Source organism: Streptomyces sp. HD (assembly GCF_028369295.1).
In the GTDB taxonomy this organism is placed as follows: Bacteria; Actinomycetota; Actinomycetes; order Streptomycetales; family Streptomycetaceae; genus Streptomyces.
Genome location: NZ_JAQMYP010000060.1, coordinates 1 through 19,288 on the forward strand (window position 1 = coordinate 1; position 19,288 = coordinate 19,288).

The following is a 19,288-nucleotide window of genomic DNA, read 5'->3' on the forward strand; positions in this document are numbered from 1 at the left end:
CCGCTTGCGGGAGGCGGCGACGAGCAGCGGGTGGCCGAGGTCGAGCAGGCGGTCGAGGTGGGCGAGGAGGACGAGGTCGTGCTCGGCGTCCTTGGAGAAGCCGAGGCCGGGATCGACGACGATGCGGTCGGGGGCGATGCCGCCGGCCAGTACGGCCTCCACGCGCGCGTGGAGTTCGTCGACGACCTCGGCGACGACGTCGTCGTACCCGCCCTTGACGTTTCCGCCCTGCAGGAAGCCGCGCCAGTGCATGACGACGAAGGGGGCGCCGGCGTCGGCGACGGCCGGGATCATCGCGGGGTCGGCGAGGCCGCCGCTGACGTCGTTGACGAGGGCGGCGCCGGCGGCGAGGGCCTGCTCGGCGACGGAGGCGCGCATGGTGTCGACGGAGACCGTGACGCCCTCGGAGGCCAGGCCGCGGACGACGGGGATGACGCGGCGCAGTTCCTCGTCCTCGTCGACCCGGGTGGCGCCGGGGCGGGTGGACTCGCCGCCGACGTCGACCAGGTCGGCGCCCTCCTCGACGAGGGCGAGGCCGTGCTTGACGGCGGACGTGGTGTCGAACCAGCGGCCGCCGTCGGAGAACGAGTCGGGGGTCACGTTGACGACTCCCATGACCGCGCACCGGTCCCACCCCGGAAGGCCCGCGACGCGCCCGCGTCCGCTCTGCTTGCTCATACGTTCAGCGTAGGCCCAAGCAGGGGTCGTGACGTGCCGCGGCCCGGGCGGAAGCCTTGGGACGGGGGCGGGATCGGCTTCCGCTCGGGCCTGCTTCGGTTTGGTGCGGTTACGGCGCGCGGAACTTTCGTTCCGCGACCTGCTCAGGCCGCGTGGACCCGCCGTTTCACGACCTCGTCAGGCCGCGCGCATCTCGTGTTCCGCCACCTGGTGGGCGCACGGGCGCGGGGCGGTCCGGCGGCGGCGCAGGAAGCGGGGGAGGGGCAGGGCCAGGTTCACGAAGCCTTCGGCCTGCATGGCGGCGAAGCCGAGGCGGGGCAGGTCGCCGGAGGCGCGGTAGACCACGAAGCGGGGCTCCCAGCGGGGCTGGAACTTGGCGTTGAACTTGTACAGCGACTCGATCTGGAACCAGCGCGAGAGGAAGACCAGCAGACCCCGCCAGGCGCGCAGTACCGGGCCCGCGCCGATCTTCTCGCCGCGGGCCAGGGCCGAGCGGAACATGGCGAAGTTGAGGGACACGCGCTCGATGTCGAACTTCGGGGCGGCCTGGAGGGCGGCCACGATGAGGAGTTCGTTCATGCCGGGGTCGGCGGAGCGGTCGCGGCGCATCAGGTCCAGCGAGACACCGTCGGTGCCCCAGGGCACGAAGTGGAGGATCGCCTTGAGGTCGCCGTACGGACCGGGCTCGTCGTCGGCCTTGTGGGCGGTGGCGATGAGGCAGTCGCCGTCGGACGGGTCGCCGACGCGCCCGAGGGCCATCGAGAAGCCGCGCTCGGTGTCGGTGCCGCGCCAGTCCTCGGCGGCCTGCCGGATGCGCTCCAGTTCGGTCTCGCCGAGGTCACGGACACGACGTACGCGGGTCTCGTAACCGGCGCGCTCGATGCGCTTGACCATCTGACGTACGTTGCGCATCGCGCGGCCGGCGAGCGAGAAATCCGGGACGTCCACCACCGCCTCGTCGCCCAGTTCGAGGGCGTCGAGCCCGGTCTCGCGGGTCCACACCTCGGCGCCGGTCTCGGAGCAGCCCATGACGGCCGGGGTCCAGGAGTGGGCCTTGGCCTCGTCCATGAAGCGCTCGATGGCGCCCGGCCAGGCCTCGACGTCGCCGATGGGGTCGCCGCTGGCGAGCATCACGCCGGAGACGACGCGGTAGGTCACCGCCGCCTTGCCGCTGGGCGAGAAGACGACGGCCTTGTCGCGGCGCAGCGCGAAGTGGCCGAGGGAGTCGCGGCGGCCGTGCTTGGCGAGCAGGGCGCGCAGGCGCTCCTCGTCGTCCTCGGTGAGGCGTGCGGCGGGGTGTTCGGGGCGGAAGGCCAGGTAGATCGTGGTGACCGCGGTGATCCAGCCGAGGGCGCCCAGGGAGAAGGCGACCGTCCAGGAGGTGTTGCCCTGGTAGGCGACCGGCCCCTCGAAGCCGAACAGTCCGTAGATGACGTGCGCGATGCGGTCGGCCAGGCTCGGGTCGCCGATCAGCGTCTCCGGGTGGGCGCTGACGATGAGCAGCCCGAGGGCGAGCGAACCGGCACCCATGAGGACGAAGTTGGCCAGCGCGCGCCACCTGCTGCGCGGGTCGGGCAGGGCCGAGAATTGATCACGGTGGCGCAGCAGCGCCGTGAGCAGCACGACCGAGATGAGCACGCCGATGAGGGAGTGGCGGTACATGAACTGCGCCACGGCCCCGGCCGGGAGCAGCACGACGGCGGCGCGCCAGGCCCGCCGCTTGCCGCGCTTGAGGCCGTGCGCGAGCAGCAGCAACAGCACGCCCGCGCTGAGCGACAGCGCGGCCGCGAACGGGCCGAACGAGCCGGGCAGCACCTCGGCGATGGCGTGCATACGGCTGTGCCGGAAGCGCGGGAAGACGCCCGCGGCGATGTCCAGCAGGCCGACCAGGGCGCAGGCCCGACCGACGAGCCCGGGAACGGCTTCGGGGCGCGGGCCGCGCAGCAGGTGCCGAACGCGGCTCTGACCCACCCGGCTCGAAGCCTGGTTCGATTGTTGAGGAACCTTGCCCGACATTTCCACATCTGTCCTGACAGACATCGCATCCCAATAGTTCTGCGAGAGACCTTGGATCCGGTGCCGATTCGGGCATCCGGCGACATTGCGCCCTCTAGGACGGTGTCTTGAGGGGAGAGGTTCACTCAGCTCCCCAAAACCGTTTCAAAGGCCAAGGAAAGTCCGGGGCAAGCCCTCGCGAAGGAGCGGGGGAGGCGAGGCGTGCGCAGGGGCCTGCGCTCGTGATTCGGGCGGAAAGTGCGGACAGGTAACCATCGATGAGTCTCACGAGCGACAAGGTGCTGGCGCTGGCGGTTCTCGCCGCCGTAGGGCTGTTCGTCGGCACGGTGTGGCTGTGGCCACGGCTGGCGCGGCGTCGCTGGCGGGCCGTCGCCGGCCGGGTCGGGCTGCTGCTCTCCACGCAGTTGGCGCTCTTCATGGCGGTCGGGCTCGCCGCCAACCAGGCCTTCGGGTTCTACGCCAGCTGGGCCGACCTGTTCGGGCAGGAGAAGGACCAGGGTGTCGTCGTGGACCACACGGCGGCGAGCGGGCCGCTGCGGGTCGTCGACACCCGGCGGGTGCCGGGGGCGGGGGGTCTGCGGCCGCAGGTGGGCGGTCAGATCCAGAAGGTCGACATCGTGGGCCGTACGACGCACATCGCGACGCCCGCGTTCGTCTATCTGCCGCCCGAGTACTTTCAGCCGGAATACCGCACGCGTACGTTCCCGGCGGCGGTCGTCCTCACCGGGTATCCCGGTACGGCGAAGGCGCTGGTGGACAAGCTGGACTATCCGCGGACGGCCGCGCGGCTCGCCGGTGAGGGCCGTATGCAGCCGATGATCCTGGTGATGATGCGGCCGACCGTGGCGCCGCCGCGGGACACCGAGTGCGTGGACATTCCGCGCGGGCCGCAGACCGAGTCGTTCTTCGCCAAGGACCTGCCCGAAGCCGTGAGCGGGCACTACCGGGTGGGCGGCGGAGCCCGCAGCTGGGGCATCATCGGTGACTCCACCGGCGGGTACTGCGCGTTGAAGCTCGCCATGCACCATCCCGGGGTGTACGCGGTGGGGGTCGGACTTTCCCCGTACTACAAGGCGCCGATCGACGCCACGACGGGCGATCTCTTCCAGGGCGACAAGGAACTGCGCAATCGCGCGAACCTGTGGTGGTACCTCAAGCACATGCCGGCGCCGGACACCTCACTGCTCGTCAGCAGCAGCAAAGTTGGAGAATCCAACTACAAGGACACGCTGAAGTTCATTGACCGTGTGAAGGCCACGAACCGGACGCGGATCTCCTCGATCATCCTCGAAAGCGGGGGACACAACTTCAACACCTGGCGGCGGGAGATTCCGGGGACGCTGGAGTGGGTGAGCGGGCGGTTGAGCGGCAGGTGACGGGGCCTGCGGCGGCGCCTGTGCGGGGCGGGTGACGAGCAAGGCGGGTCTCGCCCGTAGTGCTTTTTGATCTTGGTTCCTGGTTAATTCGAGGCGGGATCTGATTCGTGATGCCGTGTGAACGACTCGCGATGGCTGTCTTTTTACGGGGCGGGGCAACAAGATTCGCCTACGCGCGGTAAGTTTCTGGCCATGCCACGTGGACGTCACCGTCATTCCCCGCCCTTGCACCGGCTGCTGCCCCCGTCGGCGATCGCAGGCGTCTCCGTCGTCTGTGCTTTCGCCCCCTGGGTGTTCTCCGAGGCAATGGTGTTGCGCGGCCTCGCCGCGGCCGCCGCGGCGACGGCGGTCGTCGGCGGGGTCGTCATGCGCCGCTGGGACATACAGGCCGGCAAGAAGGTTGCCGACCTCACGCGCGCGCGTGCGAGCGACGAGTGGCGCTACGAGGAGCGGGTCGCCGAGCTGGAGACCGATCTTGAGGAGTCGCGCGAGCTGCGGGTGAAGCTGGAGCAGCGGCTGCGGGCCAAGCGGGCGGAGCTCGCGGGGCTGCGGAACGAGCATGCGGCGCTGTTGCGGCGGTACGCCACGGCGGAGACCGAGCGGGCGAGTGTGCTTGAGGAGCGGCGGGTTCTGGAGATAGAGGCGGCCGCGCCTGCGCGCGCGTTGCCGCCGGGGCCTGTTGACGGTGCGTCCGCGGGTGCCGCCGGCGCTGCCGCCGCGGCGGAGGGGGCTGTGGCTGCCCCTGCCGAGGCCGAGGGCGCGCAGGTCGAGGCTGCTGACGCCGAGGCTGCCGAGGAGACGGCGGCGGTTGCTGTTCCGGCGGTCTTCTCGCCCGAGGGGTCGCGACTGTTCCTGCGGGCCAAGGCGGCGTTGGCGCGGTTCGACGGGGACGAGGGCGTGGCGGAGAGCGAGTCGTCGGAGGGCGGCGAGTCCTCGGAGGGCGGCGAGCTCTCGACGGACGGTGAGTCCTCGGAGGGTGGCGAGCTCCCTGAGGGCGGCGAACTCTCGGAGGGCGGCGAGTCGCCGCAGGACGAGTCCCCCAAGGGCGAGTCTCCGAACGACGATCCGCCGAAGAACGATCCCCCGAAGGGCGACCGGCCTTCCGGCGACCGGCCTTCCGGCAAGGAGTCCGGCAAGGAAGCCATGACGGACGCCGTGACGCACGGGGCGGGCGCCGTAGACGTGGAGGCGGAGGCCGCCGGTGGGGCCGGGATGGAACCCGCGCTGGAGGACGAAGCGCAGGGGAAGCCCGAGGCGGCCGACGGGCACGAGCACGCGGCCGCCCACACCAAGGCAGACACGGTCGCCAAGGCGCAGCCCGCGGGGCACTTCATCGAGCCGACCGCTGTGGCTGTCGTGCCGGGGACGCCTGCGCGGCGTCCGGCGGTCGAGGGGGGCTTCGACTTCTTCGGTACGAAGGCGGGGGCGGCGGGGCCGTACGCGTTGGAGTCCGTCCAGAACGAGGACCTCGCCGACGTCGTCGGTCAGGAGGCCCTCGCCCTTCACAAGGCCGAGTCCGAGGCGGAGTTCAAGCCGGCGGACGAGGAGTCCCGTGGGATCGGCCAGGTCATCGACCTGACCGCGCACGACGAGACGGAACAGATCGATGTGCAGGGGCTGCGGAGCGCGGTTTCCTGACGGCGGTCGGGCGCGGGTGCCTGCCGCACCCCGCCTCAGGCCATCCAGCGATCCGGCCGGGCATCCCTGCGCCCCGTGCGTGACCGCTCCGCCTGTGCGTGCAGCAGTTCCTGCGCCTCCGCGGTGTCCCGCAGGCGGGCCGTCACCGTCTCGTTCGCTCCCGTGTCCACGTGTACGTCGGCCACGCCCCACAGCCGCTCCCAGGGGCCCTGAGTGAGCCGCACGCTCTGGACCTTCGCGTGGGGGACCAGCGCGAGGCTTCGGCCGAGCAGGCCGGTGTGGGCCGCGAAGACCGCGTCCGTGACCGTCAGGCCGTAGCCGCGCCACCAGAGCGGTACGCACCGGGCCGCGCGGCGTGGAGGGCGGGTCAGGGATGTGCGCGGTGGGACAGTCACTCCGGGCAGTACGCGCGCTATGACCGACTCGGCCACCTCGCGTGGGGCCACCGGGAGCAGGACGGAGTTGGAGGAGCCCGCGACCTTCAGCTCCACGCGTACCCAGCCGCGTCGGCGCCAGAGGAGTGGTTCGACGAGCCGGATGGTCTGGACCCGGCCGGGCGGCACCGTCTCGTGGGCGCGGTCGAGGAGGCCGTGGTCGATGCGGAGTCCGTCGGGGGACTCGGCCAGCGTCCAGTCGTACTCGGTGACGAAACGTCCCACGCTGCTCGCCCCTGCCGCGCCGAAGAGCGGGATCGCGGTCGCCAGGATCGTCCACGCGCTTTCCGTCACCAGCCAGAGGATGGCCGGTACGGCCACGGCGGCGGCCAGCGTTCCCCAGGTCGCGCCGGTGAGGGCAATGGAGGTGGCCAGGACGGTCGGGGGGACCCGGAGGAGTTCCTGGGACGGCGCCTCGCCCACCTCGTGGGCCGTCTCCGGGGCGAAACCGGCGGCTCGTGCGAGGAGTTCCGCGCGGAGTGTGCGTGCCTCCTCCGCGCCCAGGAAGGCCAGTTCGTCCTTCTTGTCGGTGCCTATGACGTCGAGTTTCAGCTTCGCCACGCCCGCCACGCGCGCGAGGAGCGGCTGGGTGACGTCGATGGCCTGGATGCGTTCCAGCCGGATGTGCGCGGTGCGCCGGAACAGCAGGCCGGTGCGGATGCGCAGTTCGGTGTCGGTCACCGCGAAGTGGGTGAACCACCAGGTGAGGAAGCCGTACAGGGCGGCGGCGGGGATCAGTGCGGCCAGCGCGAGGAGGAGGGTGGTCGTGGTGAGTCGGGTGAGCTGGCGTTGGGCCTGGTCCGGGTCGTGTGCCGCCCAACCGATCAGGACCGCCACCGGTGCCCATGCTCGCCTCAGCGGTGTCACGGGATGCAGGCGGCGTTCGGTCAGGGGGCGCTCCTCGCGTACTACGGCGCCGTCGACGCCGGGCGTCGTCACAGGCCCGCCGATCGTGCCTGGCCCAGCTCGGTGAGCCGGTCGCGCAGCCGTTCCGCCTCCGCCGGGTCCAGGCCGGGGATCGTGGCGTCGGTGGCTGCCGCCGCCGTGTGCAGCTGCACGCTGGCCAGGCCGAAGTGGCGCTCCACGGGCCCCGAGGTCACTTCGACCAGCTGCATGCGGCCGTACGGCACGACCGTCTCCTCGCGCCACAGCACACCCCGGCTGATCAGCAGGTCGTCGGCGCGCTCGGCGTAGCGCCAGGACCGCCAGTTGCGGCCCAGCATCACCCAGCCCCATGCCATCAGCGCGAGGGGCAGCACCGCGAAGGCCGCCCAGACCGGGCCGGCGAGCAGCCCCAGCAGCAGGCCCAGGCCGATCGCCAGCAGGCCCAGCCACACCACCAGCAGCAAGCGGCGCATGCGGAGCAGGCCCGGCGGCAGCCCGGTCCACCCCGGGTCGGCCCCTGCCTGCTCGTCCCCCGCCGTGTCCGTGTTCACTTGGCTCCCCGTCTCCATGAGGCCAGCGTACGTAGGAGAGACTGTGTCCATGACTCCCACGACGGAGACCATGGTCGGTATCGGCGGCGCCGCGGAGAGCACCGACATGGTGCTCAACATCGGGCCCCAGCACCCGTCCACGCACGGCGTGCTGCGCCTCAAGCTCGTACTGGACGGCGAGCGCATCATCAGCGCCGAGCCGGTGATCGGGTACATGCACCGCGGCGCGGAGAAGCTCTTCGAGGCCCGCGACTACCGCCAGATCATCATGCTCGCCAACCGCCACGACTGGCTGTCGGCCTTCTCCAACGAGCTGGGCGTCGTCCTCGCCGTCGAGCGCATGCTCGGCATGGAGGTGCCCGAGCGGGCCGTGTGGACGCGGACCCTGCTCGCCGAGCTGAACCGGGTGCTCAACCACCTGATGTTCCTGGGCTCGTACCCGCTGGAGCTGGGCGGGATCACGCCGATCTTCTACGCCTTCACGGAGCGCGAGGAGCTCCAGCATGTGATGGAGGAGGTCTCCGGTGGGCGTATGCACTACATGTTCAACCGGGTCGGAGGCCTGAAGGAGGACCTGCCGGCCGGGTGGACCACGCGCGCGCGTGCCGCCGTCGCCGACGTGCGCTCCCGCATGGACCGGTTCGACGACCTGGTCCTCGGCAACGAGATCTTCCGGGGGCGTACGCGGGGCGTCGGCACGCTCCCGCCGGGCACCGTGCACGCGTACGGCGTCAGCGGGCCGATCGCGCGCGCCTCGGGCGTGGACTTCGATCTGCGGCGCGACGAGCCCTATCTCGCTTACGGCGAGCTGGGCGACGTGCTGAAGGTCGTGACCCGGGACGAGGGCGACTGCCTCGCCCGGTTCGAGTGTCTGCTGGAGCAGACCCACAATGCGCTCGACCTCGCCGACGCCTGCCTCGACCGTCTCGCCGAGCTGTCGCCGGGGCCGATCAACCAGCGGCTTCCCAAGGTGCTGAAGGCCCCCGAGGGCCACACGTACGCGTGGACCGAGAATCCGCTCGGCATCAACGGCTACTACCTCGTCAGCAAGGGCGAGAAGACGCCGTACCGGCTGAAGCTGCGGTCGGCGTCCTACAACAACATCCAGGCGCTGGTCGAGCTGCTGCCGGGGACGCTGGTCGCGGACATGGTGGCGATTCTCGGGTCGATGTTCTTCGTGGTGGGGGACATCGACAAGTAGGTGGTTCGACAGGTGGGCGGCTCGACCAAGGAGACGGCGCGACAAGGAAGCGGCTCGTCACTCCGCCAGTACGTTCGGAATTCCAACCGGCTGCATCAGCCAGCCGAAGTCGCCCAGCCCGCCCGTCGCCGTCAGCTCGGCGGCCTCGCCTGCCGTCGCCAGGGCTCGTACGTACTCCGCCGGGCGGGTCGAGGCCAGCTCCAGCGGGGGGCGTGCGCCCGTGATGCCCAGAGCGTGCAGGGCCTCGCGCTGGGGCAGCAGATGCGCTCCCGGCAGCGCGCACGCGTCCAGCGCCACATGGGCCGTGATGTCGCACGAACCGTCCGGGACCGGTGACGTCTCGCGGCCCTCGCGGAAGCCGGTGAGGGTTCCGAAGGGCGGTCGCGTCGTCGCCGTGTGCGCGTAGTCCACGGCGACCGCCAGACCCCGGTCCAGCGTCGCGACGGCGGCGGCCCAGGCCTCGTCCCTCGGCAGGCCGATCTCGGCCCGCGTGCCTTCGACGGCCAGGGCGCCGGTTGGGGTGCCTTCCACGCCCCCCGCTGCCTCCGCGCGCCCCAGCGGCCACCAGCGCGCCAGCCACTCCGCCTGCGCCCCGGACAGCGGCTCCCCGAGACGTTCGGTGCCGTCCTGTCGTACGAGGACTTTGCGGGGTACGCCGGTGGAGTCCACCTCCGCGATGTCCACGGGGACGTTGTCCAACCACTCGTTGGCGAACAGCAGGCCCGTGATCCCCTTCGGGGGGTGGGGCAGCCACTCGATCCGGTGATCGAGGGTTTCCGGGCGGTCGGCGATCTCCACGGCGTACGCACGCGTGCGTGCCGCCACCTCCGTGGGGAGCGCGGCCAGTACGCGGGTGACCAGCTCGCCCCGCCCGGCCGCCATGTCGACGAAGCCGAGGGGAGCGGGCCGGCCCAGGGCCTCGTCGACCCGGCACAGCAGCCGGGCCACGGCACCTGCGAAGAGAGGCGACGCGTGGACGGACGTACGGAAGTGGCCGGCCGGGCCCTCGGCGCGACGGTAGAAGCCGTCCGGTCCGTAGAGGGCGCATTCCGCCGCCGCACGCCACCCGTGCCATTCGCCCGTCGCCTCTGCTGTCATCGGGCCAGGCTAAGCGCACAGGGGAAGGCAGCCTCCACCTTGCGGAGTACGTGCGCCGGGTGCGGATCGGTCCTCCGGTTGACCCCTGCACGCATCTCACTTCCCTACGCTGGGTTACGTGCAGCGCCTCTATGACTTCATCCGCAGGCACCCGACATGGGTCGACAGCTTCTGGGCCGTCTTCCTCCTCGGGATCTCCGCGGTCACCGTGGCCGTCCGGGGGGAGGGCGGACAGGACCCCTCGGGCACCGACTCCGAGGCGGCCGTCATCCCGGTCGTCCTGCTGTTGTGCCTGGTGATCGCGTTGCGCCGGCGGATGCCGGAGAAGATGCTGCTGCTGGCCGTCGGCGTGGGGCTGGTGCAGCTGACGCTGAACGTGGCGACCACACCCGCCAACTTCGCCTTCCTCGTGATCGTCTACACCGTCGCCGCGACCGGCGCCCGCTGGGCCTCCTGGCTCGCGCTGGGCGCCGGTCTGTGCGCGGCGCCACTGGCACAGCTGCGCTGGCCGGAGCGGGACGCCAGCGCCCTGGGCAACATCGCCCTGATGATCTTCCTGGCGGTGCCGTTCGCGCTCGCCTGGGTGCTCGGCGACTCGATCCGCACCCGTCGCGCCTACTACGAGCAGCTGGAGGAGCGCGCGACCCGGCTCGAAAAGGAGCGTGAGGCGCAGGCCAAGGTCGCGGTCGCCGCCGAACGCGCCCGGATCGCGCGCGAGCTCCACGACGTCGTCGCGCACAACGTCTCCGTGATGGTGGTGCAGGCCGACGGCGCCGCCTACGTCCTCGACGCCGCGCCCGACCAGGCCAAGAAGGCCCTGGAGACCATCTCCTCCACCGGCCGCCAGGCCCTCGCCGAGATGCGCCGCCTGCTGGGCGTCCTGCGCACCGGCGAGCACCAGGAGAGCGGCGAGTACGTCCCGCAGCCCGACGTCGAGCAGATCGACGACCTCATCCAGCAGTGCCGCACCTCCGGCCTGCCGGTCGACTTCAAGGTCGAGGGCACCCCGCGCCCGCTGCCCAGCGGCGTCGAGCTGACGGCGTACCGCATCGTGCAGGAGGCGCTCACCAACACCCGAAAGCACGGCGGGCCCAACGCGGGCGCGAGCGTGCGTCTGGTCTACTTCGACGACGGCCTCGGCCTGCTCGTCGAGGACGACGGCAAGGGCGCCCCGCACGAGCTGTACGAGGAGGGCGGGGCCGACGGCCGGGGGCACGGTCTGATCGGTATGCGCGAGCGGGTCGGCATGGTGGGCGGCACCCTGGACGCGGGGCCGCGTCCGGGCGGAGGATTCCGCATCAGTGCGCTGCTGCCGCTCAAGCCAGCACACTGATGCCTCGGCATGCCCCTTGTTGACACCTGTAACGGCCTTGTAGACGGATACGAAAGACACGGAAGAGGACCCCGATGACGATCCGCGTGATGCTCGTCGACGACCAGGTGCTGCTGCGCACCGGGTTCCGGATGGTGCTCGCGGCCCAGCCGGACATGGAGGTCGTCGCGGAGGCGGGCGACGGCGTCGAGGCCCTCCAGGTGCTGCGCTCGACCCCGGTCGACGTGGTGCTGATGGACGTGCGCATGCCGAAGCTGGACGGTGTGGAGACCACCCGCCGCATCTGCTCGGAGCCCGACGCGCCCAAGGTGCTGATCCTGACCACCTTCGACCTGGACGAGTACGCCTTCTCCGGGCTGAAGGCCGGTGCCTCCGGCTTCATGCTCAAGGACGTGCCGCCCGGCGAGCTCCTCACCGCCATCCGCTCGGTGCACAGCGGCGACGCGGTCGTCGCCCCGTCCACCACCCGGCGCCTGCTGGACCGGTTCGCGCCCATGCTGCCGTCCGGCGGGAAGGAGCCCCAGCACAAGGAGCTGGAGCGGCTCACCGACCGCGAGCGCGAGGTCATGGTGCTGGTCGCCCAGGGGCTGTCCAACGGGGAGATCGCGGCCCGGCTGGTGCTGTCCGAGGCGACCGTGAAGACCCACGTGGGCCGCATCCTGACCAAGCTGGGGCTGCGTGACCGGGTGCAGGTGGTCGTCCTGGCGTACGAGACGGGGCTGGTGCGGGCCGGCGGGCACGGCTGACGCCTCGCGGGGGCGTGATCCCGGCGTGACCGGTGCCCACTAGGGTCTGCGCATGCTCCTGTGGATCAACGGCCCCTTCGGGGGCGGCAAGACACAGACCGCACACGAGATCCGGCGTCGGCTGCGCGGCAGCGTCATCTGCGACCCCGAGCACGCCGGCTTCGGCCTGCGGCGCACGCTCCCGCCCGGACTGCGCGGCGACTTCCAGGACCTGGCCTCCTGGCGGCAGGGCGTCGTCGAGGTCCTCGACCTCGCCCTCACCAAGCACGACGGCGTGGTGATCGCCCCCATGACGGTCACCAACCCGGACTACTTCGCCGAGACGGTTGGCCGGCTGCGCGAACTCGGCCATGACGTACGGCACTTCACCCTTCTCGCCCAGCGCGAGACCGTGCTGAAGCGGCTGCGCGAGCGCGGCTTCGGGCGCCTCCTTCAGTACGTCGCCGGAAAGAACGCCGGTCTGCGCCGGGAGAGTTGGGCCGTACAGCAGCTCGACCACTGTCTGGAGCGGTTGCGCGAGCCGGAGTTCGCCGAGCATCTGTGGACCGACCACTCGACCGTGCCGAAGACGGCGGACCGGATCGCCGTCCTGGCCGGGCTGCGGCTGCGGCCGAACAACGAGGGCGCGCTGCGGACGCGGGTGCGGCAGGTGGGGGTCGGGATCAGGCACATCCGGTTCGACTGAACCGTCGTCCGGCCGGTCCCCACGGTGTGAACGGCCGTCTTCGAACGGCGGTCATCTCAGGAGCGCTTCGAGGAAGTCGCTGCCCAGCCGCGCCACCGCGGTGACGTCCAGCTGGTGCAGGACGTACCGGCCCCGGCGGCGGGTGGTGATCAGGCCCGCCTTCTTGAGGACGCTCAGGTGCCGGGATATCTCGGGCGCGGTCATGCCGTGGATCTGCACGAGTTCGCTGGTGGTGTAGGTGCTGCGGGCGAGGTTGCGGCAGAGCTGCATCCGCACCGGGTGGGACAGGGCGGTCATCCGCAGGGTCAGCTGGTCGACCGAGGGCGGCGCGGCGAGGCCGGGGGAGCCGACCGGGTAGTGCAGCACCGGCTGCCAGGCGTGGCGGTGCAGCACCATCAGATGCGGCCAGCCCAGGCTCGTCGGCACCAGCAGCAGGCTGCTCTCCTTGATGACGGTGTGGCCCTGGCGCAGCTTGTCGATGGTGATCCTTCCGGCGGCCTCGTCGACGCTCACCGCGGGGGACACCGCGGTCAGAGCCTCGGTCAGCCCCTTGTGCCGCAGAAGGTCGGTCTTGTGGCGGGCGTCCGCCGTCAGCTGGTGGCGCAGCCGGGACCAGGCGTCCGCGAAGAACGCCTCGTCGCAGTCCTCCAGGAACTGCCGCAGCCAGGCCCGGATGCGCGGCGGGTCCTCCAGCAGCCGCTGGCCGAACCGCAACTGCTGCGGCCCACGTGCGGCGGCCAGCTCCAGGGCACGCCGCTGCAGCTCCGCGTCGGCCAGTACGTCGGGCGCCGGCGTGGTGTACGGAAGCGCGCAGGTGAACTCCAGTGCGGCGTCCACGAACTGCTCGTCCGTGAGCTTGTCCAGCAGATCCAGATCCTCGGCGAGCGTGGCACCCGGGAGTGTGCAGCCGCCCGGGACGCCGGCGAAGGGCAGGAACAGGTCGGAGAACGTCGTCCGCCACAGGAAGTCGGCCTCGCACATCCGGTCCGCCAGATGCGAGTCCAGCCGGGCCGTCACGCTCGTCACCCAGCCCTGCAGGCCCGGATGGTGCCCCGGCTCCGACAGAGCGTGCAGCGCCATACCGAGCTCGGCCAAGGGGGAGGGCACGACGGCCAGCCTCTCCGGCTGCAGCCCCACGATGTCGATGCTCACGCTCATGCCCACATGGTGCACCCCGCCACTGACAACGCGGCCGCCGATTGACGGCGCCCGTCAAACGACGCGACACGACCGACGTACCGGAGCAACGCTGGATCACCGGGGCAGCCGCGGAGCCCGATCACTCAGCACGTCATGTCTCCTTACGTCCCCAGAAGGCGATCAGCACCATGAGCATCACGCAGTACCACCTCCTCGACACCTACCGCGCCCGGCAGCTCGGCGAGCCCGCGCCGCCCGCGCCCGGCGCCCACGACTGGCAGGTCGTGCGCGAGTGGCGCGACCAGCGGCAGTTCCGGGCCGTCGTCGCCGGGCGTCCGGCCCATGGGCGGCTACGGCAGGTCCTGAGCCGCTGGCTGCATCCGCACCCGCGCTCTACTTGCTGACCTGCTGCTTGCCGACCTCCTCGGTCAGCCGGTCCACGAACCCGGCGACGGCCTCCCGTACGTCGTCGGCGGTCCACTCCAGTCCGGCGGCCCGTACGGAGACCTCGGTGACGGCCACGCCCGGCCCCTTGGCGTCCCAGCCGTAGGCGAACAGGACGGTCCTCGTCTCCTCGGCCTGCCGGATCGCGGCCTCCGCGAGGACGTCGGCGTCGTACGGCAGCCAGACCTGGAACTCATGCGTGTGCGGCGGCTCGGGGTGGATCCGCGTCCACGGCACCCCGGCCGCCGCGAACCCCTCGCGCAGCGCGGCGGCGACCACGCGCGCGTGCGCCACGTACTCGGGCAGCCGGGGCAGCTCCCGCTCCAGGCCGGCGAGGGCCGACAGCACGGTGGGGAACTGCTGGAACAGCGCGCCGCCGTAGCGGTGCCGCCAGGCCTTCGCCTCGTCCACCAGCGTCTTCGGACCGGCGAGGGCGGCGCCGCCGAAGCCGTCGAGGGACTTGTAGAACGACACGTACACGCTGTCCGCCAGGCCCGCGATCTCCTCCAGCGGGCGGCCGAAGTGCACGGTGGACTCCCACAGGCGCGCGCCGTCGAAGTGCACCACCGCGTCACGCTCCCGCGCCGCCTCGACGACCTCCGTGAGCTCCTCCCAGGAGGGCAGTACGAAACCGGCGTCCCTGAGGGGCAGTTCCAGCATCAGCGCCCCGAACGGCTCGTCGAGGTCGCGCACCTCGGCGGCGGTCGGCAGCCGTGGCTCGCTCGTCACGCGGACCGGGCGCAGGCCGCTGACCTGGCTGAACGCATTGCGCTCATGCACTTCGGGGTGGGCCAGCGCATGCAGGGCGACCGTCGGGTTCCCGGTACGGCCCGCCCAGCAGCGCAGGGCCACCTGCTGGGCCATCGTGCCCGTGGGGAAGAACGCGGCGGCCTCCGTGCCGAGCAGCCCGGCGGTCCGGTCCTCCAGGGCCTCGACGATGCCGTCGCCGTAGAGGTCCGACGGCTCGTCCAGGTCGTGCAGCTCCAGCGCACGCGCCTCGTCCAGCAGCGCCAGGCGCTCGCGGAGGGTGCTGAGGAAACCGGGGCGCGCGAGTGCGCGCCGCGCGCCGTGATAGGCGGCATTGCGCCGTTCCCGGCGCCGCTTGCGCCGCTCGTCGTCCGACGACGGCTCGGTCGACAATTGCCGGCCGGGTGCTTGCGCGTCGGGTGTCTGCTCCGCCGTATCGCTCATGCCCCGGATCATCCCGCGCGTCCGCCCGCACGGGCACCCGCATTTCGTACACCCCGTATGCCCGGACCGCCCGGCAGCCGTGCCGGCCGGCATATGCGCGGCGGCGTGTGGATGCCCACAGCCTGTGGACAACCGAACGCCCCTCGAACCAATCGCGTTAACATGACGAGAAATCGTCCGGTACCCAGAGCGGACTGGAACGGGAAGGCCTCCGTCGCGTGAGTACAAGCCAACAGCCAGATCCCAAGGACCGCCCCGCGCGGCTCACTGTCGGTGTCGTCGGCGCCGGCCGCGTGGGCCCCGCGCTCGCCGCGTCCCTCCAGCTCGCCGGACACCGTCCGGTGGCCGTCTCCGGGGTCTCCGACGCCTCCCGGCGACGGGCCGAGCGGATGCTCCCCGACGTGCCGCTCGTGCCGCCCGCCGAAGTCCTCGCGCGCGCGGAGCTGGTGCTGCTGACCGTCCCGGACGACGCGCTGCCCGGCCTGGTCGAGGGCCTCGCCGAGACCGGCGCCGTGCAGCCGGGCCAGCTGCTGGTGCACACCTCCGGGCGGTACGGCGCGAAGGTCCTCGACCCCGCCCTGCGCGCGGGCGCGCTGCCGCTGGCCCTGCACCCGGCGATGACCTTCACCGGCACTCCCGTGGACGTCCAGCGCCTCGCCGGCTGCTCCTTCGGCGTCACCGCGCCCGAGCAGCTGCGGCTGGCCGCCGAGGCACTCGTCATCGAGATGGGCGGCGAGCCGGAATGGATCGCCGAGGAGCGGCGCCCGCTCTACCACGCGGCGCTCGCACTGGGCGCGAACCACCTGGTGACGCTGGTCGCCCAGTCCATGGAGCTGCTGCGTGAAGCGGGCGTCGCGGCCCCCGACCGGATGCTCGGCCCGCTGCTCGGCGCCGCTCTCGACAACGCCCTGCGCTCCGGCGACGCCGCCCTGACCGGCCCCGTCGCGCGCGGGGACGCGGGCACCGTCGCCGCACACGTCACCGAGCTGCGGCGGCACGCCCCGCAGACCGTCGCCGGCTATCTGGCGATGGCCCGCGCGACCGCCGACCGCGCGCTCGCGCACGGGCTGCTGAAGCCGGAGCTCGCCGAGGACCTCCTCGGGGTACTCGCCGACGGGACCGACGGGACCGACCGGACCAACGGCTCCGAGGGAGACGCCCGATGACCATCACCCTGCTGCGCACCGCCGACGAGCTGCACGCACGCACACGTGCCGGCCGCCGCGCCGTGGTGATGACCATGGGCGCCCTGCACGAGGGCCACGCCACCCTCGTCCGCACCGCGCGCGCGATCGCCGGACCGGACGGCGAGGTCGTCGTCACCGTCTTCGTGAACCCCCTCCAGTTCGGCAAGGGCGAGGATCTCGACCGCTACCCGCGCACCCTGGAGGCCGACCTCAAGATCGCCGAAAAGGCGGGCGCGGACGCCGTGTTCGCCCCCGCCGTCGACGAGGTCTACCCGGGCGGCGAGCCGCAGGTCCGCATCAGCGCCGGCCCCATGGGCGCGGGCCTGGAGGGTGCCTCCCGCCCCGGCCACTTCGACGGCATGCTCACCGTCGTCGCCAAGCTGCTGCACCTCACCCGCCCCGACGTCGCCCTGTACGGCCAGAAGGACGCCCAGCAGCTCGCCCTGATCCGCCGGATGGTGCGCGACCTGAACTTCGGCGTCGAGATCGTCGGCGTTCCCACCGTGCGCGAGGAGGACGGTCTCGCGCTCTCCAGCCGCAACCGCTACCTCTCGCCCAAGGAACGGCGCACCGCGCTCGCGCTCTCCCAGTCGCTGTTCGCCGGGCGCGACCGCCACGCGGCGCAGGAGGCGCTGCGCGCGCGGGCCCGCGAAGTGCCCGCCACGCGTGCGCGTGCCGAGGCGCTCAGCGCCATAGGGGAGTCCCGCGCGGCGGCCGACGCACACGCCGTCGCCAAGGCCGTCCCCGGCGCCGCGGCGGCCGTCCGGGCCGCGGCCCGCCTGGTCCTCGACGAGGCCGCCCGTCTCGACCCGCCGCTCGAACTGGACTACCTCGCCCTGGTCGACCCCTCGGACTTCACCGAGATCACCGATCACGAGGACGAATTCACCGGCGAGGCCGTCCTCGCCGTCGCCGCCCGGGTCGGGACGACCCGGCTGATCGACAACATCCCCCTCACCTTCGGAGCCGCCTCGTGACCAGCACAGGCATACGACTGCACGCGCCGGCGCCCGGTTGGTCCATCTCCGCGGACGTCGTGGTCGTCGGCTCCGGCGTCGCCGGCCTCACCGCGGCCCTGCGCTGCGAGGCCGCCGGGCTCAACACGGTCGTCGTCACCAAGGCCCGCCTGGACGACGGCTCCACCCGCTGGGCCCAGGGCGGCATCGCCGCGGCCCTCGGCGAGGGCGACACCCCCGAACAGCACCTGGACGACACCCTGGTGGCGGGCGCGGGCCTGTGCGACGAAGAAGCGGTCCGCATCCTCGTCACCGAGGGCCCCGACGCCGTACGCCGCCTCATCGCGACCGGCGCCCACTTCGACGAGTCCTCCGCAGGCGAGCTGGCCCTCACCCGCGAGGGCGGCCACCACCGCCGCCGTATCGCCCACGCAGGCGGCGACGCGACCGGCGCGGAGATCTCCCGCGCCCTCGTCGAGGCGGTACGCGCGCGTGGCGTGCGCGCGATCGAGAACGCACTCGTCCTGGACCTCCTCACGGACGCCGACGGCCGCACCGCGGGCGTCACCCTGCACGTCATGGGCGAGGGCCAGCACGACGGCGTGGGCGCGGTCCACGCGCCCGCGATCGTGCTCGCGACCGGCGGCATGGGCCAGGTCTACTCGGCGACGACCAACCCGTCCGTGTCGACGGGTGACGGCGTGGCCCTCGCCCTGCGCGCGGGCGCCGAGGTCAGCGATCTCGAATTCGTGCAGTTCCACCCCACGGTCCTGTTCCTCGGCCCGGACGCGGAGGGCCAGCAGCCCCTGGTCTCCGAGGCGGTACGCGGCGAGGGCGCCCACCTGGTCGACGCCGACGGCGTGCGCTTCATGCTGGGCCGGCACGAACTGGCCGAACTCGCCCCCCGGGACATCGTCGCCAAGGGCATCATGCGGCGTATGCAGGAGCAGGACGCCGAGCACATGTTCCTCGACGCCCGCCACTTCGGCGCCGACATGTGGGAGCACCGTTTCCCGACGATCCTCGCCGCCTGCCGTGCGAACGGCATCGACCCGGTCACCACCCCCATCCCGATCGCCCCGGCCGCCCACTACGCCTCCGGCGGCGTCCGCACCGACTCCCAGGGCCGTACGACCGTCCCCGGCCTGTACGCGTGCGGCGAGGTCGCCTGCACGGGCGTGCACGGCGCCAACCGCCTCGCCTCCAACTCGCTCCTCGAAGGCCTGGTCTACGCCGAGCGCATCGCCGAGGACATCGCGGCGTCCCGCGCGGCCAACGGCCTCCACGCGCGCGTGCCGCACCCGGTGCCGTATCCCGACACCCCCGAGCACCCCCTCCTCAAGCCCGAGTCCCGCTTCACGATCCAGCGGATCATGACGGAGGGGGCAGGCGTCCTTCGCTCGGCGAACTCCCTCGCCAAGGCCGCCGACCAGCTCCAGCAGCTGCACACCGACGCCCGCGACGCCCTCGCCGAGAACGGCAAGACCGCCGAACCCGGCGTCGACACCTGGGAGGCCACCAACCTCCTGTGCGTGGCCCGCGTCCTGGTGGCCGCCGCCCATCTCCGTGAGGAGACGCGGGGCTGCCACTGGCGCGAGGACGAGCCCGACCGCGACGACACGGCATGGCGCCGCCACATCGTCGTACGCCTGAACCCGGACCGCACACTGGCCGTGCACACCACAGACACCGCAGACTTCCCCCCGACCCGGCCCCAGGAGCAGTGACA

17 protein-coding genes are annotated in these 19,288 nt (G+C 72.1%); 10 read left to right on the forward strand and 7 right to left on the reverse strand.

Features of this window, described 5'->3' with window-relative positions:
• Together folP and POF73_RS38865 are read right to left on the reverse strand one after the other, a co-directional pair.
• Nucleotides 1-678 (reverse strand): dihydropteroate synthase (folP, locus tag POF73_RS38860; RefSeq protein WP_272124055.1); only part of this gene is annotated, 678 nt, incomplete at its 3' end.
• 177 nt (nt 679-855) lie between these two features.
• Complete coding sequence (locus POF73_RS38865; RefSeq protein WP_272124056.1) at nt 856-2,694, reverse strand: phosphatidylglycerol lysyltransferase domain-containing protein; 1,839 nt, start codon at nt 2,692-2,694, stop codon at nt 856-858.
• A 257-nt stretch (nt 2,695-2,951) separates the two neighbouring features.
• Here POF73_RS38865 and POF73_RS38870 point away from each other — a divergent pair, with 257 nt between their 5' ends.
• On the forward strand, nt 2,952-4,070 hold the full coding sequence (locus POF73_RS38870) for an alpha/beta hydrolase (RefSeq protein ID WP_272124057.1): 1,119 nt from the start codon (nt 2,952-2,954) through the stop codon (nt 4,068-4,070).
• Nucleotides 4,071-4,262: 192 nt separating this feature from the next.
• Entirely contained in the window at nt 4,263-5,708 is a 1,446-nt protein-coding gene (locus POF73_RS38875) for a hypothetical protein (RefSeq protein WP_272124058.1), read from the forward strand.
• A 35-nt stretch (nt 5,709-5,743) separates the two neighbouring features.
• Here POF73_RS38875 and POF73_RS38880 read toward each other — a convergent pair whose 3' ends face one another.
• Both POF73_RS38880 and POF73_RS38885 read right to left on the reverse strand, forming a co-directional pair.
• Complete coding sequence (locus POF73_RS38880; protein ID WP_272124059.1) at nt 5,744-7,081, reverse strand: PH domain-containing protein; 1,338 nt, start codon at nt 7,079-7,081, stop codon at nt 5,744-5,746.
• On the reverse strand, nt 7,078-7,596 hold the full coding sequence (locus POF73_RS38885; protein WP_272124060.1) for a PH domain-containing protein: 519 nt from the start codon (nt 7,594-7,596) through the stop codon (nt 7,078-7,080). Before POF73_RS38885 ends, POF73_RS38880 begins: the two co-directional genes overlap by 4 nt.
• Nucleotides 7,597-7,627: 31 nt before the next feature.
• On the opposite strand from POF73_RS38885, the gene POF73_RS38890 reads away from it, so the two are divergent.
• Nucleotides 7,628-8,779 (forward strand): NADH-quinone oxidoreductase subunit D, encoded by a 1,152-nt coding sequence (locus tag POF73_RS38890; RefSeq protein ID WP_272124061.1) that lies wholly within the window; start codon nt 7,628-7,630, stop codon nt 8,777-8,779.
• A 57-nt stretch (nt 8,780-8,836) separates the two neighbouring features.
• On the opposite strand, the gene POF73_RS38895 is transcribed toward POF73_RS38890, so the two are convergent.
• On the reverse strand, nt 8,837-9,877 hold the full coding sequence (locus POF73_RS38895) for an SAM-dependent methyltransferase (RefSeq protein WP_272124062.1): 1,041 nt from the start codon (nt 9,875-9,877) through the stop codon (nt 8,837-8,839).
• 118 nt (nt 9,878-9,995) lie between these two features.
• Between POF73_RS38895 and POF73_RS38900 the strand changes: the two genes are divergently transcribed.
• The 3 genes from POF73_RS38900 (at nt 9,996) to POF73_RS38910 (ending at nt 12,641) form a co-directional block, all read left to right on the forward strand.
• Nucleotides 9,996-11,210 carry a sensor histidine kinase gene (locus POF73_RS38900; RefSeq protein ID WP_272124063.1) on the forward strand — a complete coding sequence of 405 codons (1,215 nt, stop codon included), beginning with the start codon at nt 9,996-9,998 and terminating at the stop codon, nt 11,208-11,210.
• A gap of 74 nt (nt 11,211-11,284) precedes the next feature.
• The gene (locus tag POF73_RS38905) at nt 11,285-11,956 is read left to right on the forward strand and encodes a response regulator transcription factor (RefSeq protein ID WP_272124064.1); all 672 of its coding nucleotides are present in this window, start codon (nt 11,285-11,287) and stop codon (nt 11,954-11,956) included.
• 52 nt (nt 11,957-12,008) lie between these two features.
• Nucleotides 12,009-12,641 carry an AAA family ATPase gene (locus POF73_RS38910; protein WP_272124065.1) on the forward strand — a complete coding sequence of 211 codons (633 nt, stop codon included), beginning with the start codon at nt 12,009-12,011 and terminating at the stop codon, nt 12,639-12,641.
• A gap of 51 nt (nt 12,642-12,692) precedes the next feature.
• Here POF73_RS38910 and POF73_RS38915 read toward each other — a convergent pair whose 3' ends face one another.
• Nucleotides 12,693-13,799: a DUF5937 family protein gene (locus POF73_RS38915; RefSeq protein WP_272124066.1), complete on the reverse strand. Its 1,107-nt coding sequence runs from the start codon at nt 13,797-13,799 to the stop codon at nt 12,693-12,695.
• A gap of 170 nt (nt 13,800-13,969) precedes the next feature.
• On the opposite strand from POF73_RS38915, the gene POF73_RS38920 reads away from it, so the two are divergent.
• A complete protein-coding gene (locus POF73_RS38920) occupies nt 13,970-14,185 on the forward strand; it encodes a hypothetical protein (RefSeq protein ID WP_272124067.1) in 216 nt (71 codons plus the stop codon).
• On the opposite strand, the gene POF73_RS38925 is transcribed toward POF73_RS38920, so the two are convergent.
• Nucleotides 14,175-15,416 carry a threonine aldolase family protein gene (locus POF73_RS38925; protein WP_272124068.1) on the reverse strand — a complete coding sequence of 414 codons (1,242 nt, stop codon included), beginning with the start codon at nt 15,414-15,416 and terminating at the stop codon, nt 14,175-14,177. The genes POF73_RS38920 and POF73_RS38925 overlap by 11 nt on opposite strands.
• A gap of 218 nt (nt 15,417-15,634) precedes the next feature.
• Between POF73_RS38925 and POF73_RS38930 the strand changes: the two genes are divergently transcribed.
• The 3 genes from POF73_RS38930 to POF73_RS38940 are packed head-to-tail and all read left to right on the forward strand — an operon-like array spanning nt 15,635 to nt 19,286.
• Nucleotides 15,635-16,582 carry a Rossmann-like and DUF2520 domain-containing protein gene (locus tag POF73_RS38930; RefSeq protein WP_272124069.1) on the forward strand — a complete coding sequence of 316 codons (948 nt, stop codon included), beginning with the start codon at nt 15,635-15,637 and terminating at the stop codon, nt 16,580-16,582.
• Nucleotides 16,579-17,580 carry a pantoate--beta-alanine ligase gene (gene panC, locus POF73_RS38935; protein WP_272124070.1) on the forward strand — a complete coding sequence of 334 codons (1,002 nt, stop codon included), beginning with the start codon at nt 16,579-16,581 and terminating at the stop codon, nt 17,578-17,580. Before POF73_RS38930 ends, panC begins: the two co-directional genes overlap by 4 nt.
• Nucleotides 17,577-19,286 (forward strand): L-aspartate oxidase, encoded by a 1,710-nt coding sequence (locus tag POF73_RS38940; RefSeq protein ID WP_272124071.1) that lies wholly within the window; start codon nt 17,577-17,579, stop codon nt 19,284-19,286. Before panC ends, POF73_RS38940 begins: the two co-directional genes overlap by 4 nt.
• Nucleotides 19,287-19,288: the final 2 nt, after the last annotated feature.

Coding starts and splice junctions, on each gene's coding strand:
- POF73_RS38885 (WP_272124060.1), bottom strand. CDS start 7,596: ATGGAGACGGGGAGCCAAGTGAACACGGACACGGCGGGGGACGAGCAG.
- POF73_RS38920 (WP_272124067.1), top strand. CDS start 13,970: ATGAGCATCACGCAGTACCACCTCCTCGACACCTACCGCGCCCGGCAG.
- POF73_RS38925 (WP_272124068.1), bottom strand. CDS start 15,416: ATGAGCGATACGGCGGAGCAGACACCCGACGCGCAAGCACCCGGCCGG.
- POF73_RS38895 (WP_272124062.1), bottom strand. CDS start 9,877: ATGACAGCAGAGGCGACGGGCGAATGGCACGGGTGGCGTGCGGCGGCG.
- POF73_RS38910 (WP_272124065.1), top strand. CDS start 12,009: ATGCTCCTGTGGATCAACGGCCCCTTCGGGGGCGGCAAGACACAGACC.
- POF73_RS38870 (WP_272124057.1), top strand. CDS start 2,952: ATGAGTCTCACGAGCGACAAGGTGCTGGCGCTGGCGGTTCTCGCCGCC.
- panC (WP_272124070.1), top strand. CDS start 16,579: ATGACCATCACCCTGCTGCGCACCGCCGACGAGCTGCACGCACGCACA.
- POF73_RS38905 (WP_272124064.1), top strand. CDS start 11,285: ATGACGATCCGCGTGATGCTCGTCGACGACCAGGTGCTGCTGCGCACC.
- POF73_RS38875 (WP_272124058.1), top strand. CDS start 4,263: ATGCCACGTGGACGTCACCGTCATTCCCCGCCCTTGCACCGGCTGCTG.
- POF73_RS38865 (WP_272124056.1), bottom strand. CDS start 2,694: ATGTCGGGCAAGGTTCCTCAACAATCGAACCAGGCTTCGAGCCGGGTG.
- POF73_RS38890 (WP_272124061.1), top strand. CDS start 7,628: ATGACTCCCACGACGGAGACCATGGTCGGTATCGGCGGCGCCGCGGAG.
- POF73_RS38915 (WP_272124066.1), bottom strand. CDS start 13,799: ATGAGCGTGAGCATCGACATCGTGGGGCTGCAGCCGGAGAGGCTGGCC.